A 15,906-nucleotide genomic window follows, 5' to 3' on the forward strand; every position below is an offset into this window, starting at 1 on the left:
TTTTTGTACATTCATCTTACCAAATGTAGGGTCCGGGAATCCACTGGATAGCGGCATTATTTTGGACAAGGATCGGATCGGCCGCCCGATTCGGGTAGAGAAAGGGCGTTCGATCCGGTATAATGGATGATAACGATTCTCAATTGAAAGGAGGGTACGCGTTGGAAGCCCACTACGATCATTTGGCCGCCGCTTTTGTTCGGACCCTGGTAGAGGTGCACGGAGCGTACAGAACATCCCTCGGCGCGAACGCATATTACAATGGCCACAAAAAGGAGCCTACGACCCGTTGCGCACTGCTGTTCGCGTTGAGAGGCCGCGCGACGTTTCTATTTAACGGCACCCGAAAGGCGGTGCTCGAGCCGGGAAAGGCGCTTTTGGGCGGTTTGGGAATGACTTTGGAGATTGAAACCGGTCCGTCCGGGTTCGAATACGTTCTCATTCATTATTTGCCGGCGGAGAATACTCAGCCCGTAGCTTTTCGCCGTATGACCGAAGTAACCGAACTCCATGCTGACGTCGATCCGCAAATGCTGCAAATGATGGACAGGATGATCGGTTTGGCCGGCGTACCGGGTCAATTGGAGCTGCTGGAGAAAAAGACGCTGTTCCATCTGCTGCTCGGCCGGGTGCTGGTCGCGGAGCGAAATCGTCAAAACCGCGAAAGTTTGCCGATGATCGAACAAGCCGTCGATTATATCCACCGATTCTATATGGAGCCGCTGACGCTGGAGCAAATTGCCGGCAGCTTCGGCATGAAGCCGAAATATTTTTCCTACCTGTTCCATAAATATACCGGCATAAGTCCGATGAATTACTTGATCGAATACCGGATGAACCGAGCGCAGGAGATGCTGCAGGATCCTTCCTCCTCCGTGCGGGATATTGCCGGATGCGTCGGGTATACGGACGCCTATTACTTCAGCAGACTGTTCAAAAAGCGCAAGGGGATTGCGCCGAACGAAGTCAAATCGGGCGTCCGCGGAAATAGTCCATCTTGAAATCGGCGAATTCTCCATTTGCCGGGCAAACGCCGAATGATACAATCATTGATGATAATGAGAATCGTTATCGAATATGAACGATCGAAGGGGTTGCCTTATAAGAATGAAGACACAAAGCTTATTCATCGCTATGCTCGCGATCTGGATCGTACTGCTGACCGCATGCGGGGGAACTGCCGGCAATTCCCGACAAAGCAGCGTGCCTGAATCGAAAGAGGGCTCGGCCAAGTCGTCGACGGGTTCTTCGGGCGAAGGCTCGTCGGCTTCCTTCCCGAGAACGGTCACCGATGCAACCGGGGAGGTTACGATCCAGAAGCAGCCGAAGAAGGTCGCTCTCGTTCATTGGGGACTGAGCGACGTGATGCTGACGTTCGATCTGGATACGGTTGCGATTACGCTGCCCTTCACTGCCGTTCAGTCCGTGCTGAAGACGGATGTATACAAGCCGTACGTGTACAAGCACCGGGAGATCGCGATCGTGGGCGAGAATACCGGCGTCAACATGGAGGCCGTGCTGGCCTACGAACCGGATCTGATCATCGCGGGCAGCAGCACGAATAAAAATCAGCTTGGCCAGCTCGGTCAGATTGCGCAGACGATCGTCATCGACGAAGCGCAGACGAACGTATTCGAGGATTGGAAAGCCGTCATGACCCAATTCGGCCGTATTCTCGGTCAAGAGGAAAATGCCAAGGCTTTCGTTGCCGCCTTCGACCAACAAACGCAGGAGGCCAAGGCGAAGCTGGCGGGAGTTAGCGGCACGGTCGTTTTCGTCCAGGTCAGAGAAAAAAATATGTGGCTCTCGTCTCCGACTACGCTGTCATTATACTATGCGGGCCTCGGCTTGAAGCCGCCGGAGGCGCCCATGATGAAGGAGGGCGGGCAGCTCAGCCTGGAAGGATTGAGCCAGCTGAATCCGGACCATTTATTCCTCGGCCACTTCAACTACGAGGATCCGGCTTTGCCGGCGGTTACGGACGAATGGAAGAAGAGCGAGGTATGGAAACAGCTGAAGGCCGTCCAACAAGGACAGACATATCCGGTCAACGGGCAGCTGGCTCTCGGATTCGGACCGATCGGCAAGGCATACGGCGTCGATGCCATCGTGAAGGCTTTAAAGCAACCATGATTATCCCCCTATACAGCAACGCCGTCAGCCTTCGGCTGGCGGTTTTCTTTGTACGATGGCGTTTCTAAACGCACCGACGGCGCATCTTTTCTATAAGAAATAGATTCGATAAAGGAATGTTCGGACTCGGGCTGTTCATGACTATGTATTCATACTATGATGGAAATAATGAATATTGCAATTTACATAGGGAAGGGATGCTGCACAACATGAACGAACAAGTCAAGCAATTTTTGCTGGAGCTGCTATCGACTCCTTCGCCGTCCGGGCAGGAGTGGCATATTCAACGGAAATGGATCGAGTACATAAAGCCGTTCGCCTACGAAATCCGAACCGATATGGCGGGCAACGTTATCGGGATCGTAAATCCGGACGCGCCGTTCAAGGTGCTTATCGCCGGACACTGCGATGAAATCGGTCTGATCGTCAGTAGAATTGACGACAAAGGGTATATTTATGTCGATGCGCTCGGCGGCATCAGTCAGAAGCTGGCCGTCGGCATGAAGGTGGACATTTTGGGATACGGCGGACGGTTGACCGGCGTAATCGGAGCGAACGCCCAGCATCACGGCGGATTGAAGGAAAACTTCGAATTTTCCGATCTTTGCATCGATTGCGGCGCCAAGAGCAAGGAGGATGTTGCCGGGTTCGTTCAGGTAGGCGATCTCGCCGTATACAAAAGGGAGCCGGAGCTGCTGCTTAACGGCCGATTGAGCGGGCGCGGGCTGGATAACCGGACCGGTGCGTTTATCGTGGCGGAGACGCTGCGCCGGGTTGCGGAGCGGGGGACGAAGGTCGGGTTATATGCGGCAAGCACGGTTAATGAAGAGACGAATATGGGAGGAGCGTATTTCGCGGCTGCGGGGCTGTCTCCGAATATGGCTATCGCCCTGGACGTCACCTTCGCTACCGATTATCCGGGCTCGAATTCCCATCATGCCGTTATCGAGCTGGATGGAGGCCCCGTGTTGGCCAAGGGAGCTCCGATCAACCGCAAGATCAATCGGTTATTGGAACAGAGCGCCGAACGGCAGAACATGCCGCTCCAGTACGAGCTGACCCCGCGTAAAACGGGTACGGACGCCGATATGATTCGCACGACCGGACGAGGCGTCCCGATTGCGCTTGTCTCGCTTCCGCTCCGTTATATGCACGCGCCCGTCGAAACGGCGAGTCTCCGCGATATGGAGCAGGAGATCGAGCTGCTCACGGACATGATCGTCCGATTGAGCGGGAACGAGAATTTGAATCCGATCGACGATGAACTTTAATGGGAAAGAACCTCGCACGGGTAAGCTGTAGCGGGGTCTTTTTTTGTCAAAAAGCGCTATATTTAATGGCATTAATAATTGATGATAATTCTTGATTGATTAACATAATTAAATATTTTAATTCCAATAAAGCTGCGCTATAATCGAACCATATAACGAATGCGGCCCCGGAGGAAGCGGAGATGAACAGACGAAAGTTTCTACAAAGACTATTGGCCGCAGGCGTTCTTACGGTCGGAGCGGCCGGAGGCGTATGGAAATTCGGCTTCGATCGAGATGGAGCCGTCCCCGCTCAAGGGGGCGAACGATTGCCGGGGCTAAACGGCGAAAGCGTTGTTTTCGGCAACAAAAACGACAGCTCGGGCGCTCTGTTTTCCTTCATGATCGTAAGCGATCTGCATATCAACAGCGGAATTGCTTACCCGAGCGAAAACTTTCGGCGTGCAATTGACGACATGATCGCATTCGAGTCCAAGGTTGAAGCTATACTCATAACCGGCGACGTTACGGAATCGGCGACGGATAAAGATTACGAGGAATTCCGCAACATTTTAAAAAGCTACAAGCAGCTGCCTCCGATTCACGCGAACATGGGCAATCACGACTACTACAATATATGGATCAGCAAGGACGGGGCATGGAGCAAGGAAACGATGCCGAACGGGAAGACGGATGAGGGCTCCAGGCTTGCGTTCATGAAGCAATTCCGGCTCGATAAGCCTTATTCGGAAGCGATCATCAACGGGTATCGGGTATTGCTCATGTCCCAGGAAACCTATGTCCAGGAAAAGCCGGACGTCAGCGAAGGAGCCTGGTACTCCGACGAGCAGCTTGCTTGGTTGAAAGAACGTCTGACCCAGAGGAAAGACAGCAAGCCGGTGTTCGTCATGATCCATCAGCCGCTTCCGGCTATCGGCCAAAACGGCGGCAGCCATTCGCTCATAAGGGCCAACGAATTCCGGGAAATTTTGAAGCCGCACCAGAACGTGTTTCTATTTTCCGGCCACACGCATCAGGACTTTCAGAACGGGCGTGCGCATTATGTGAAGGAGACGTTCCATTGGTTCCACAATTCATCGGTCGGCCGGGTGCTTAATGCGCAATTTAGGCCATACCGGGAAAATGTCGCGCAAGGATTGTATGTCCAAGTGTTCGCCGACAAAATCGTGCTGCGGGGAAGGGAATTTATCGGCCGCGCATGGATCAAGGAAGCGGATTGGACGGTCCGGCTCGTGTAATCGAGGAAATGTGCAGACCGAAAAGGCTGGTACACAATTAGTACGCAATGCGTAAAATGCAATGCGTATGCAATGTGTAAAATGCAATGCGTAAAAGCATGAGCATAAGCTTGTGTGCTTTCTGTGACAGTTCCCTTCGGGAAGGGACAAAGGGAACGACTAGTTCCGCTATTTGCGCAGATCGGCATGAAAAAGGGACAAACGGAAAAATTAGTTCCTCTATTCCCGGAAAACGCTCGGATTTTACCCGGCAAAACGAGAATAGAGGAAAAAAGTGTTCCTCTAAGCACAATTTGCTGCTCCGTTTTCATCAATAGAGGAACTCGAACTTCCGTATAAATGAGAGAATGGCATGTAGACGTCCCGCTCCTTCTCTGATAATGATTTGCATTTTCAATGAGGTTCGGAATATGGTATCGTAGCATCAGGAACGGTATAAAAGTTGGGAGTGACCGCGCGTGGACATATTCGAGGCGATTAGAGAACGAAGATCGGTAGGTCTTGTGAAGGACGAACCGGTTAGCAGGGAGCAGATCGAGAGCATATTGGAGGCGGGAAATTGGGCGCCCAGCCACCATATGACGGAGCCTTGGCGGTTTATCGTCATGACGGGAGAGGGCCGCAACGTGCTGGCGAACGCTTACGCGGACATTGCGCTCGAGCAAGCCGGGAAATCCCCGGGCGATTACAACGAAGCGGAAATAAGAGCCAAGCAGCAGGCCAAGGCTAATCGCGCGCCTGTCGTCATTGCGGTAGCCGTCGCGCCAAGCGGTAGTCCGCAGGTGAACCGGGTCGAAGAGTTCGCGGCGGTTCACGCGGCCGTGCAAAATATGCTGTTGGCCGCCCACGCCAACGGACTCGGGGCGATTTGGCGATCGGGCGAACCGATGTACCATCCGAGGATGCAGCAGGCATTCGGGCTGAATGAAGGCGAGCAGGTAGTCGCATTGGTCTATTTGGGCGTTCCGCAGCTCCCGCTGCCCGTAAGAACCAGGAAACCGGTACGGGAAAAGACCGTTTGGATCGAATCGGACGGCTAATAGGTCATAAAGCGCAACGAATCGACAGCCGACAGTCGAAACGGGCTTGCCGCTTGTCACGAACGTATGGATTTTATCGACTTTTGCGCTTCCCCGGGAAATGGGGAAATAAATCAGCCGGAGACAAACGTCTCCGGTTTTCATCGTTTTTGCCGAAATCCGTTAAAAAATTCGGACATTATTGAAATGGAGTCGGATGGTATCGCTTTCATGAAAGCGTTTATAATGGGAACACACGGCATACCCTGCAGGCGTTCGTGGAACGGTAAACGAGAACACGGAAAAGAGGGGATTCGAATGGCAACGAAATGGGTCAAAACGGGTCTGGCTGCAAGCATCGCATCCGTACTGGCATTATCCGCGGCAGGCTGCGGATCGTCTGGTGCGGGGAATCAGGCTTCCTCCGGAAGCAATACGGGAACGAGTTCCCCGGGCAATAACGCGAATAAAGAACCCGTCACCTTGTCCATCATGTACAATTGGACGAGTCCGAATGTGGATAACGGCATATACAAAGACAGGATCAAGCAGTTCCAAGCGGAAAATCCGGATATCAAAATCGAAGAGGAAGGCGTTCCTTCCGAGCAATACCGCACCAAGCTGCGGACGCTGGCCGCCGGAAAGAAGCTGCCCGACATGTTCGTCCTGTTCCCCGGCGTAGAGATGGATCCGCTCGTATCCGGCGGCGTGCTGCTGCCGATCGACGATATTATGGGGACGTGGAAAGGAATGCTGCCGGACGACGCATTGGCGGGCTTCAAATCCGACGGCAAGCAGTATGCGGTACCTACGAAGCAAACGTTCGTGGACATCGTGTATTACAATAAAGAGCTGCTGGCCAAGGTCGGCTATGCCGAGTTTCCGAAAACGTATTCCGATCTGATCGAGCTGATTAAAAAGCTGAAGGCGGCCGGCATAACGCCGCTTGCGCTTGGCAACAAAGACCGTTGGCCATTGCAATCGTCCTGGATGTCGGCCATTGCGGACCGGTTCACCGGCAGCGACTTCCTGTACAAGGTCAACAAGGGCGAAGCCAAATATACCGATCCGGAGTTCGTCAAAGCGCTTGGCGTGATCGAAGAGTTTACGAAGCTGGATGCGTTCAATTCCGATATGAATACGATGGACGTCGTACAGGTTCAGGATTACTTCATGCAAGGCAAGGCGGCCATTCATATTACAAGCTCGACGATCGACTCCAAATTCCGGCACGATAATCCGAAAGGCGACAATATCGGCGTCGCATTGTTCCCGAGCGTCGAAGGGGGAAAAGGGGATCCGAAGAAAAGCGCGGGTGTCGTACAGTACGGTATCGGGCTGAACGCCAAATTGGAAGGAAGCAAGAAGGAAGCCGCCTATAAGTTCCTGCAATACTTTTACGGCAAGGAGCTGTACCAAACGTTGATGACGAAAGGCATCGTCGTTCCGGCCCGCGTGGAAATGCCGTCGGGAGCGAACAAGTATTTGAAGGAAATGATGGAGCTGACGAGCAAAGGGACCGCTCCGGTATTTGATTCGGTCGCGCTCATTCCGGTCAAGGACGTATTCGAGAACGGATTGCAGGCTATTACGACGAAGCAGAAAACGGCAGAGCAAGTCGCGAAAGACATGCAGGCCGCGCAAGACAAAGCGAAGTAATGGAATTTCCGCGGTTTTGCGAATAGTAGCCAGCACCGCGCGCTGCTCCCTAGGCCGAGCAGTCGCGCGGGTATAAGCAGGGAGGGAAGGCGATGAACGTCTCGCTCGGAGCATTTTCGTTTTTCAACGAACTGAACGATGGCAGGATGAACACGTTTGGCTATCTGGAAACGGTAAAGCACAGATACCGGCTAGATACCGTTGACTTATGGAACGGTTTCTACGAAGATCGCGACGAATTCGTATGGAAACCGGCTGACGATCAGGTTTTGCTAAATATTCGTGCCGCACTCGAGGAGAGGAAGCTGCTCGTTGCCAATATTGCGATCGATCGAGCGCATGTGTGGGATCCGGACCCTGATATTCGTGCTTCTTTAAAGCATAACGCCCTTCGGCAGTTGCAAGCCGCGAAACTATTGGGAGCGAAAACGGTTCGAATAGACGCCTGCTACCGGAATACGGAAGAAATGTCGGAGGAGGCATTTGCGTACACGGTCCGAACGTTTCGCGAATATGCCGATATCGCGGCAGAATACGGTCTTCTCGTCGGGCCGGAGAATCATATGGGCATAGCGCTCGATGCCCGTTGGTTAAGGCGATTGGCGGAGGCCGTCGATCACCCCGCATTCGGAATACTGCTTCATCTCGGGCGGTGGAAAGAGGGCGGAGACGAGGAAGTGGCGCAATATGCTTACCATGTCCATGTCGACGCAAAATCGCTCGTTGACCAAAGCATAGAGGAGCGTTTTCGAATGCTGCGCGATTCGGGATATCGGGGGCATTGGGCGGTCGAATACAACCCGACTGCAAATCGATACGTTGAAATCGGATGGGCATTGGCAGCGCTTAGACGATTGCTGGTCCAAACCTATAATTAATTACATTAATCAAATAATTAATGAGATTAATAAAAATCGTGTCGAATAGAGAGAGGAGAAAGCTGGTAATGCAACGCATTAGAATCGGGATTATCGGAGCAGGGATTATCGGGAAGACCCATATGGAGCAGTACTCCGCGATTCCGGGCGCGGACATGGTCGCCGTGTGCGATATCAATGAATCGGCAGCCCGTCAAGCAGCCGAACGGTACGGAATTCCCCATGCGATTACCGACATTCGGGATATGCTGCAGCGCGACGACATCGACGCCGTGGACATATGCCTGCATAACAATTTCCATGCTCCCGTCGCGATCGAGGCTATGCGCTCCGGCCTGCATGTGTACTGCGAGAAACCGATTGCCGGTTCATACGCGGACGGCAAGGCAATGTGCGAGGCTTCGGAGGAAACGGGCAAGCATCTGCACATCCAATTGAACACGCTGTACAAAAAAGAAACGAAGGCGGCCAAATCGCTTATCGATGCCGGATATCTCGGCAAGCTGTATCATGCCCGCTCGAACGGTTTTCGCCGTCGCGGACGGCCATTCGTGGACGGCTTCGGCGCAGCTCCGTTTACCCGCAAGGAAACGGCCGGCGGTGGCGCCCTGCTCGACATGGGCGTCTACCATATCGCTCAATTGCTTTATTTGCTGGGAGGGCCCGAGGTGAGTCGGGTTACCGGAAGGCTGTATCAGGAAATGGACATGGACGCGGATAGAAAGCGGACGAGCGGATTTGACGTGGAGGAGCTCGCTCTGGGCTTCGTATCCTTCGCAAACGGATTGACGATGGATATTAACGAAGCATGGTCGATTCACTTGGGAGGCTATGAGGGCAGCAGCATCGTCGGTTCCAAAGGCGGCATTCGCCTTCCGGCTTACGATTCGGCCAAACCTACCGCTCCGTTCAGCTTTCATTCGACCGTAGCCGACCTGGATCTGGACAGTACGCTCGATCTGGAGCGTATGGATATGCGCCGGCACAGGATGAATCCATACGAAGACGCATACGATTCGTCGCAGCAGCATTGGATTGCCGCATTGCAAGGAAGAGTCGAGCTTCTCCCCACTGCCCGGATCGCCTTGGACACGATGCTGATTAGCGAAGGCGTCTATATGGCCGATGCGAGAGGCGGCGAAGTGTCGGCGGAAGAAATCCGGACCTTGTCCGGATCGGCAGCCGCAGCATTCGGATGAACGTGTTGAGAGCGTTCACCTTTGCCATTTACGGGGCGATGGCCGTGTTGTTCACGTTTTTGCCGCTGCATTTCCGCGAGATGGGACTGTCCAAGATCGAGATCGGCTTGATCATGGCCGGCGGCCCGCTTATCTCCATTATCGGGAACCCGTTCTGGGGATTGTGGAGCGACAGGCTGCAAAACATCAGGCTCGTTTTGCTGATTATGCTGGCAGGAAATTTTATCGCCGCCCAAACCGTATTTCACGTATCCGGCTTGACGGCGACCGTCTTGGCCATGCTCTCGTTCTTCTTCTTCCAGAGCTCGCTGTTCTCCCAGAGCAACAGTCTTATTCTGAATACGATCGAAGGAACGGGCGGCCGGTTCGGGTCGTTCCGCTCCTGGGGCTCGCTCGGCTGGTCGGTCATGGCGGTAGCGGCGGGACCGCTTCTCGCATCGCTCGGAATCGGCAAGCTCGGTATCGTATACGGCACGATGCTGCTCGTATCGATCGCCATAGCCTTCCTACTGCCGAGAGGACAATCCGGGGGAAAGGGCAGTGCCTTCTCGTTTCGCGATTACGGTCGCATTTTCGGCAATAAAACGCTGATCGCCTTTTTCTCGCTGGGAGTTCTAATTTCCGTTCCGAATTCGGTCAACTCCACGTTCGTATCTCTGCATATGTCGGAGCTGGGCGGGTCGGAAACATTGATCGGCTGGTCGGTTTTCTTGTCCACGGTGCTGGAGGTGCCGGCTTTCCTGCTGTTCGACAGATGGGTTGGGAGAAGTACGTCCGCAATGATCGCTACGCTATCGGCGGCCAGTGCCCTGTTCGCCGTTCGCTGGCTGCTCATGTCTTTGGCGGATGGCGCGGTCCCGATTATTTGGATTCAGATGAGCCATTGCATCACCTTCGGCTGCTACTATTATTTCGGAACGCAGCTCACCGCGAGATTGGTTCCCACACATTACCGGGCCTCCGGCCAAGCGGTATACGCGTTGACGTGGAACGGACTATCCGGAATACTGGCGGGACTGGTCGGCGGTTGGCTGTTTCAGGAGATGGGTCCGCGCTTCCTGTATACCGGCGGCGCAATCGTATCGGTAGCCGGCTCATTCGGCTTTTGGCTGCTGTGGAAAATCATGCGTCGAGCCGAACGTTCGACTTCGGACAGCGCCACAGCAATACGATCATAGAAAGGGGAGACGGTTATGCACACATTGAAGCGAACATCCTGGGCTATCGCGCTCGGCTTGCTGCCGGCGCTGGTCATTTACATCGGCATTGCCGTCGTTCCGATCGGGATGTCGTTCTATTATTCGCTTGTAGATTGGGACGGCTTGTCGGATGTCCGATTCGTCGGCTTGGACAACTTTACGGATATTTTATCCGATCCGGTATTTTGGAATGCGGTCAAAAACAATTTGATCATGATGGCGACCGGCCTGGCCGGCCAATTGCCGCTCGGGCTGCTGCTGGCGCTGGCGCTGAACCGCGCGATGCGGGGAATCCAGTTTTTTCGTACCGTCGGCTTTTTGCCCGTCGTCATCTCTGCCGTCATCGTATCGCTCATATGGAGCAAAATGTACGGCGTGGAGTCGGGTCTCATTAACCAGTTTCTCGGCCTGATCGGTTTGGACGCCTGGAAGCAAAATTGGCTCGGCAGCACGACTTGGGCGATGCTATCGCTGTCGGTCACTTACATTTGGCAAAACTGCGGGTTGTATATGGTCATTTACTTGGCGGCGCTGCAAAATATCCCTTCCGAAATCAACGAGTCGGCGATGATGGACGGGGCTACCGGCTGGAAGCGTGTACTGCTCATTACGATCCCGATGATCCGCCCGACGATATGGGTTACGGTCGTGTTCGCGATCAGCAACAGCTTCCGGGTATTCGACCTCATCTATGTGATGACGGCCGGCGGTCCGGCCCACAATACGGAAGTCATGACGATCTATATGTACATCAATACGTTCACGAACATTCAATTCGGTTATGGCAGCGCGGTGTCGGTGCTGATTCTGATCTTCAGCCTGATCGTCATCTACGGCGCGAACAAACTGACCGGAAGCCGCGAAGCGGACGGCGAGAGGAGGTAGAAGGCGAAAATGACCCGACAACGATGGAAAACGACGTGGATCGCCCTGCTGCTGACCGTCATGAGTGCGTTCAATATCGTGCCGCTGCTCTGGATGGCGGTCAATTCGTTCAAATCCGAGCAGGAATATGCGCTTCACCCCGTCGGCCTTCCGAAGCAATGGATTATCGACAATTTCAAGAAAGCATGGGAAATCGCCCATCTCGGCACTTATTTCTGGAACAGTATTTTTGTCACGCTGGCCTCTGTCGCGCTGACCGTGTTTCTGGGGGCGCTGGCCTCGTACTTTTTGTCGCGATTCGAGTTCCGGGGGCGTAAATGGGTGTACGGCTCGTTCATGCTCGGCATGGTCATCCCGATTCATGCTACGCTGATCCCGATCTTTTTGCTCATGCAGAAAATCGGCCTGCTCGATACGCGAATGTCGCTCATTTTGCCCTATACGGCATTTCATCTGTCGATTACCGTGTTCATTCTCGTCGGCTTCATGAGTACGTTCCCGAGAGACATCGAGGAATCGGCCGTCATGGACGGCAGCGGCATCTTCCGCATATTTTGGTCGATCATACTGCCGATGACCCGTCCGGCAATCGCTACCGTCGTCATCCTCAATTTCATCTACAATTGGAACGAATTTCTGTTCGCGCTCGTCCTCATCAACGATTCGGCGCTCAAGACGCTGCCGCTGGGGCTTGCCAACTTCGCTGGCAAAGAAACGACGAACCAGACGCTGCAGATGGCTGCGCTGACGATGGCGCTCGTGCCGATCGTGCTGTTCTATCTCGCCCTTCAGAAGCAATTGGTGCAGGGCATGACGGCAGGCGCGGTCAAAGGCTGAGTGCATGCTCTTGTGAGCAGTCGGGCCTGCCGGAGCCTCGTCACATGGTGGACATTGCCTGCGACATCGTTTGCCGGATGTACTATAATGGTGCTGTAAGCGCTTGCCGGAGAGGATGGGGTCTTCTTGCGACTGTTCAGTCTGAAATGGAAATCCGCGGCCATCTTTGTGGTGCTAGTCACGTTGCCGACGCTTATTGTCGGCAATTTTGTGCTTTCGGAGTACGATCGGATTTTGAGCCGGCAATTCGCCGATTCGATGGATAAAAACTTGAATACGGTCGAAATGAACTTGTCCGAAAAAATCAAAACGGTGGAAGACATATCGGACTATATGATTTACAAAGATATATTCCGCGACTTCATGACGATGCCCGAGCAAGCGTCCATGCCGGAGCAAATCCGCGCCGCGAAGAAAGAAATCGAGGCGTTCGTCACGTTTCAGCTCATGTCGAAAAAAGATATCAAATCGATATCGATCCGCGGCTTCAACGGCAACCGGTACGACCTCGGAGAGCCTGTAACGGGAGAAGAGGGGAGATGGATCAGGCAAGCGAACGAAAGCGAAGGGTTTCCGGTATGGAGCGACGCTTATCCGATCGTGAGCGGCTGGTCGGGAGACAAGCGCGTGCTGTCGATGTTTCGGGTCATCAATTCGCTGGACGATCTCGTCACGCCGGTCGGGATGGTGACCATCCGTTTGGACGAGGCGGACATCGCCAACCTGCTGCACGCGGCTGTACCGGCCGAGCTGGGAGCGGCTTTCATGCTGCGCAAGGACGGCAGCGTTCTGCTCGACAAAGACAACGGGCGCGTCGGATTCCCATATCCGGAGCAGCGTTTGATTCAAGAACTGGCCGTCTACAAAAACGTACCGTTTCGGTACGAATCGAGCGGGACCACCTATCTCGTGTTCGCCAGACAAATGAAGGTGACGGGCTGGAGCGTCGTGGCGATGGTACCGGAGAAAAATATCGTCAGCCAAACGCGTCCGCTCAAGGCGACGCTCAGCACGCTCGTCATCGTAATGCTTATACTCGGACTGCTGGCGCTCGTCGGGTTCGATTGGGCGATAATCCGGCCGATTCTCGAGCTGCGCAAAGAAACGCACCGGCTGAAGAAGGGCGACTTCAGCGCCAAGGTAGAAGTGCGGTCGCGGGACGAAATCGGCGAATTGGGACGCCAATTCAATCATATGGTGCAAACGATCAAGGAGTTGATAGACAACAAATACAAGCTGGAAATACGCCAGCGCGAATCCGAGCTGAAAATATTGCAGCAGCAAATGGACCCGCACTTTTTGTACAATACGCTCGATATGATCCGCTGGACGGCGAGGCTGGAGAAGGCGATGGAAACGAGCCGGCTGATCGAGCTGCTGTCCCGTTTTTTCCGCACCGGGCTGGACCGCCATTCGATGTGGACGTCGCTCGAGCAGGAGCTGGAGTTCGTACAATCGTATTTGGACTTGCAGCACAAAAGGCTCGGCGCGAAGCTGAAATTTGCGATTTATACGGAAGCCGGACTCGAGCAGGTCGTCGTATTGAAGAAGATCGTTCAGCCGTTGGTAGAAAATAGCATCAAGCACGGGTTCCACCCTCGTCATGGCAGTTCGATCTACGTCCGATGCTTCCGGCAGGAACAGGATTTGATCGTGGAGGTAATCGATTCGGGCAGCGGAATCGAGCCGGAGCTGACGAAGCGGCTCATGCGGATGTTCGGTACAGGCAAAGCGACGGAAGAGCTGCTCGGCCATGCGCTATGCAACATTCATGAGCGGCTGTCCATTTTGTACGGTCCGAATTACGGCGTTGAGCTTCCGGAGCATGAAGGGAGCGGGGCGTTCGTACGTCTGAAAATGCCGTTGACGTTCCGGCTCCAAACCGGGGAGACGAAAGCTTCTTGATCGCCATAAAATCGTAGAACGGGGGCGCACGTATGAATAATGTCAATTTGCTCATTGTCGACGACGAACCGATCATATGCAGAGGCTTGCGGGAGACGGTCCAGTGGGAAGACGCGGAAGTTACGGTCATCGGTGAGGCGTATGACGGCGAGGAAGCGCTCAGGCTCATAGCGGAACTGGACGTCGACCTCGTATTGACGGACATCTGTATGCCGTTCATGGACGGACTCCGGTTGGCGGAGAAGGTGAAAGAAACGATGCCGCATGTCCGGATCGTCATTTTGAGCGGATACGGCGAATTCGAATACGCCCGTCAAGCGGTCCGGCTCGGGATCGAAGATTTTTTGTTAAAGCCGGCGGAAATTCCGGAGATGCTCGGCATGATATCCCGGATAGCCGGAGAAATCCGCAAGGAACGCAGGCTGGATTTTGCGCGGCGACAGGAGCAACGGTTGGCGCGTATTCGCGAGCTTATGCTTGGAGGAACGGAGGCAAATCTGTCGCCAAGCTCGGAGCCTTCGGAGCCGCATGAGGCAGCTGCCGAATACCGTTTTGTAGCAAGCCAAATCGTCCGGGGGGCGGAATGGCTGGATAAGCTCGACGAACCGCTTTCTCCTGCGGCTATGGAATGCTGGAAAACCGGCGTCGATTCGGCATTGAATCGACTGGGCGCACAGCCGCTGTCGTTTTATTACCATCCGAACGTTCTTCTGACCTTATGCCACGAACAGGAAACGACGGACGAACGGCTGTTATCCGAGCGGTTATCGGAAATTGCCTATCATTCGGTGTTGGGGGAGAAGCTCGTATTCGCGGTGTCGGCGACGTTCCGGGATTTGGCGGAGACGAAGCGATACGGCATGAGCGCCGTCCATTTGCTGTACGCTGCGACAGTCGATCCAGATCGTTCGGTGCGGTTTGCCTCGGGTGCCGACGGTTCATGCAGAAGCCTCTCGTCCGAGTTGGCTCCCGATACGGAGAAACGGATTTTGCAAGCCTTCATCCAAAACGACAAAGAGCAGATGGATGGCGGCATTCGTCAATGGATCACCGATCTTAGTGCCCGAGGCTGTCCCGTAATCGAGCTGTTTCGGCTATATGAGGAGCTTCGGCATGTGGTACTGCGCAAAATGCGTTCCAGCGGTGTGAAAAATGCCGATCAGGCGGCGGAATTTCCGTTGGCGAAAACGTTCGATTTGCATCTGTACAACACGTTCGAAACGGCAGGCGCGTTCATATCGGCCGAAATGCATGCCATGATGGCCGCGGTCCAGCCGGGGACACTCGGCAAAAACGGCTGGCTCGTAGAGCGTGCGCTAGGATATATTCGGGACCGATCCCATATTGACTTGAAGGCGTCGGAAGTGTCGGCCTGGCTGAAAATTACGCCAAGCTATTTCAGCGTCATATTCAAGCAGCACGTCGGATGCGGGTTCACCGAATACGTGAACGGCCTGCGCATCGACCGGGCAAAGGTCTATTTAAGCGATACGCATGATCGCGTGTTCGAGATCGCCGATAAAGTCGGCTACAAAGACTATAAATATTTCGTGGCCGTGTTCAAGGCGACAACCGGCGTTACTCCGACGGAATACCGCAACCTGGAAACCGGGAAGGTCGGATAGCCCATACTCTTGCATCCTGGCAGATGCGGAATTGTGAAAGAATAGGTTAATCGTATAA

General features: G+C 54.1%; 13 protein-coding genes. All 13 read left to right on the top strand.

Translation table 11 applies throughout. From position 1 onward, the window contains the following. Positions 1 to 161: 161 nt before the first annotated feature. The 13 genes from FE784_RS11255 (at position 162) to FE784_RS11315 (ending at position 15,848) form a co-directional block, all read left to right on the top strand. Complete coding sequence (locus tag FE784_RS11255; protein ID WP_246131987.1) at positions 162 to 1,001, top strand: helix-turn-helix transcriptional regulator; 840 nt, start codon at positions 162 to 164, stop codon at positions 999 to 1,001. A gap of 106 nt (positions 1,002 to 1,107) precedes the next feature. Beyond that, entirely contained in the window at positions 1,108 to 2,133 is a 1,026-nt protein-coding gene (locus tag FE784_RS11260) for an ABC transporter substrate-binding protein (protein WP_139602297.1), read from the top strand. Between the two features lie 209 nt (positions 2,134 to 2,342). Continuing rightward, positions 2,343 to 3,404 carry a M20/M25/M40 family metallo-hydrolase gene (locus FE784_RS11265; RefSeq protein ID WP_139602298.1) on the top strand — a complete coding sequence of 354 codons (1,062 nt, stop codon included), beginning with the start codon at positions 2,343 to 2,345 and terminating at the stop codon, positions 3,402 to 3,404. A gap of 182 nt (positions 3,405 to 3,586) precedes the next feature. After that, positions 3,587 to 4,642: a metallophosphoesterase family protein gene (locus tag FE784_RS11270; RefSeq protein ID WP_139602299.1), complete on the top strand. Its 1,056-nt coding sequence runs from the start codon at positions 3,587 to 3,589 to the stop codon at positions 4,640 to 4,642. A 458-nt stretch (positions 4,643 to 5,100) separates the two neighbouring features. Continuing rightward, complete coding sequence (locus FE784_RS11275; RefSeq protein ID WP_139602300.1) at positions 5,101 to 5,682, top strand: nitroreductase family protein; 582 nt, start codon at positions 5,101 to 5,103, stop codon at positions 5,680 to 5,682. Between the two features lie 297 nt (positions 5,683 to 5,979). Then, positions 5,980 to 7,320: an extracellular solute-binding protein gene (locus FE784_RS11280; RefSeq protein ID WP_139602301.1), complete on the top strand. Its 1,341-nt coding sequence runs from the start codon at positions 5,980 to 5,982 to the stop codon at positions 7,318 to 7,320. 92 nt (positions 7,321 to 7,412) lie between these two features. After that, positions 7,413 to 8,198, top strand: coding sequence for a sugar phosphate isomerase/epimerase family protein (locus FE784_RS11285; RefSeq protein WP_139602302.1), 786 nt, complete (start codon positions 7,413 to 7,415; stop codon positions 8,196 to 8,198). 68 nt (positions 8,199 to 8,266) lie between these two features. Beyond that, positions 8,267 to 9,397: a Gfo/Idh/MocA family protein gene (locus FE784_RS11290; RefSeq protein WP_139602303.1), complete on the top strand. Its 1,131-nt coding sequence runs from the start codon at positions 8,267 to 8,269 to the stop codon at positions 9,395 to 9,397. Beyond that, entirely contained in the window at positions 9,394 to 10,575 is a 1,182-nt protein-coding gene (locus FE784_RS11295) for an MFS transporter (RefSeq protein WP_139602304.1), read from the top strand. The genes FE784_RS11290 and FE784_RS11295 overlap by 4 nt, the downstream gene beginning before the upstream one ends. A gap of 15 nt (positions 10,576 to 10,590) precedes the next feature. After that, entirely contained in the window at positions 10,591 to 11,481 is an 891-nt protein-coding gene (locus FE784_RS11300) for a carbohydrate ABC transporter permease (protein ID WP_139602305.1), read from the top strand. A gap of 9 nt (positions 11,482 to 11,490) precedes the next feature. Beyond that, positions 11,491 to 12,318 (top strand): carbohydrate ABC transporter permease, encoded by an 828-nt coding sequence (locus FE784_RS11305; RefSeq protein ID WP_139602306.1) that lies wholly within the window; start codon positions 11,491 to 11,493, stop codon positions 12,316 to 12,318. Between the two features lie 126 nt (positions 12,319 to 12,444). Further along, positions 12,445 to 14,223, top strand: coding sequence for a cache domain-containing sensor histidine kinase (locus tag FE784_RS11310; RefSeq protein WP_139602307.1), 1,779 nt, complete (start codon positions 12,445 to 12,447; stop codon positions 14,221 to 14,223). 32 nt (positions 14,224 to 14,255) lie between these two features. After that, complete coding sequence (locus tag FE784_RS11315) at positions 14,256 to 15,848, top strand: response regulator transcription factor (RefSeq protein WP_139602308.1); 1,593 nt, start codon at positions 14,256 to 14,258, stop codon at positions 15,846 to 15,848. The last annotated feature ends 58 nt before the right edge of the window (positions 15,849 to 15,906 follow it).

The sequence above is a fragment of the Paenibacillus hemerocallicola genome (assembly GCF_006265175.1).
In the GTDB taxonomy this organism is placed as follows: Bacteria; Bacillota; Bacilli; order Paenibacillales; family NBRC-103111; genus Paenibacillus_AB; species Paenibacillus_AB hemerocallicola.

Excerpts from the sequence above, each read along its gene's own strand:
- FE784_RS11285 (WP_139602302.1), top strand. The coding sequence starts at position 7,413 with ATGAACGTCTCGCTCGGAGCATTTTCGTTTTTCAACGAACTGAACGAT.
- FE784_RS11270 (WP_139602299.1), top strand. The coding sequence starts at position 3,587 with ATGAACAGACGAAAGTTTCTACAAAGACTATTGGCCGCAGGCGTTCTT.
- FE784_RS11300 (WP_139602305.1), top strand. The coding sequence starts at position 10,591 with ATGCACACATTGAAGCGAACATCCTGGGCTATCGCGCTCGGCTTGCTG.
- FE784_RS11305 (WP_139602306.1), top strand. The coding sequence starts at position 11,491 with ATGACCCGACAACGATGGAAAACGACGTGGATCGCCCTGCTGCTGACC.
- FE784_RS11260 (WP_139602297.1), top strand. The coding sequence starts at position 1,108 with ATGAAGACACAAAGCTTATTCATCGCTATGCTCGCGATCTGGATCGTA.
- FE784_RS11315 (WP_139602308.1), top strand. The coding sequence starts at position 14,256 with ATGAATAATGTCAATTTGCTCATTGTCGACGACGAACCGATCATATGC.
- FE784_RS11290 (WP_139602303.1), top strand. The coding sequence starts at position 8,267 with ATGCAACGCATTAGAATCGGGATTATCGGAGCAGGGATTATCGGGAAG.
- FE784_RS11280 (WP_139602301.1), top strand. The coding sequence starts at position 5,980 with ATGGCAACGAAATGGGTCAAAACGGGTCTGGCTGCAAGCATCGCATCC.
- FE784_RS11295 (WP_139602304.1), top strand. The coding sequence starts at position 9,394 with ATGAACGTGTTGAGAGCGTTCACCTTTGCCATTTACGGGGCGATGGCC.
- FE784_RS11265 (WP_139602298.1), top strand. The coding sequence starts at position 2,343 with ATGAACGAACAAGTCAAGCAATTTTTGCTGGAGCTGCTATCGACTCCT.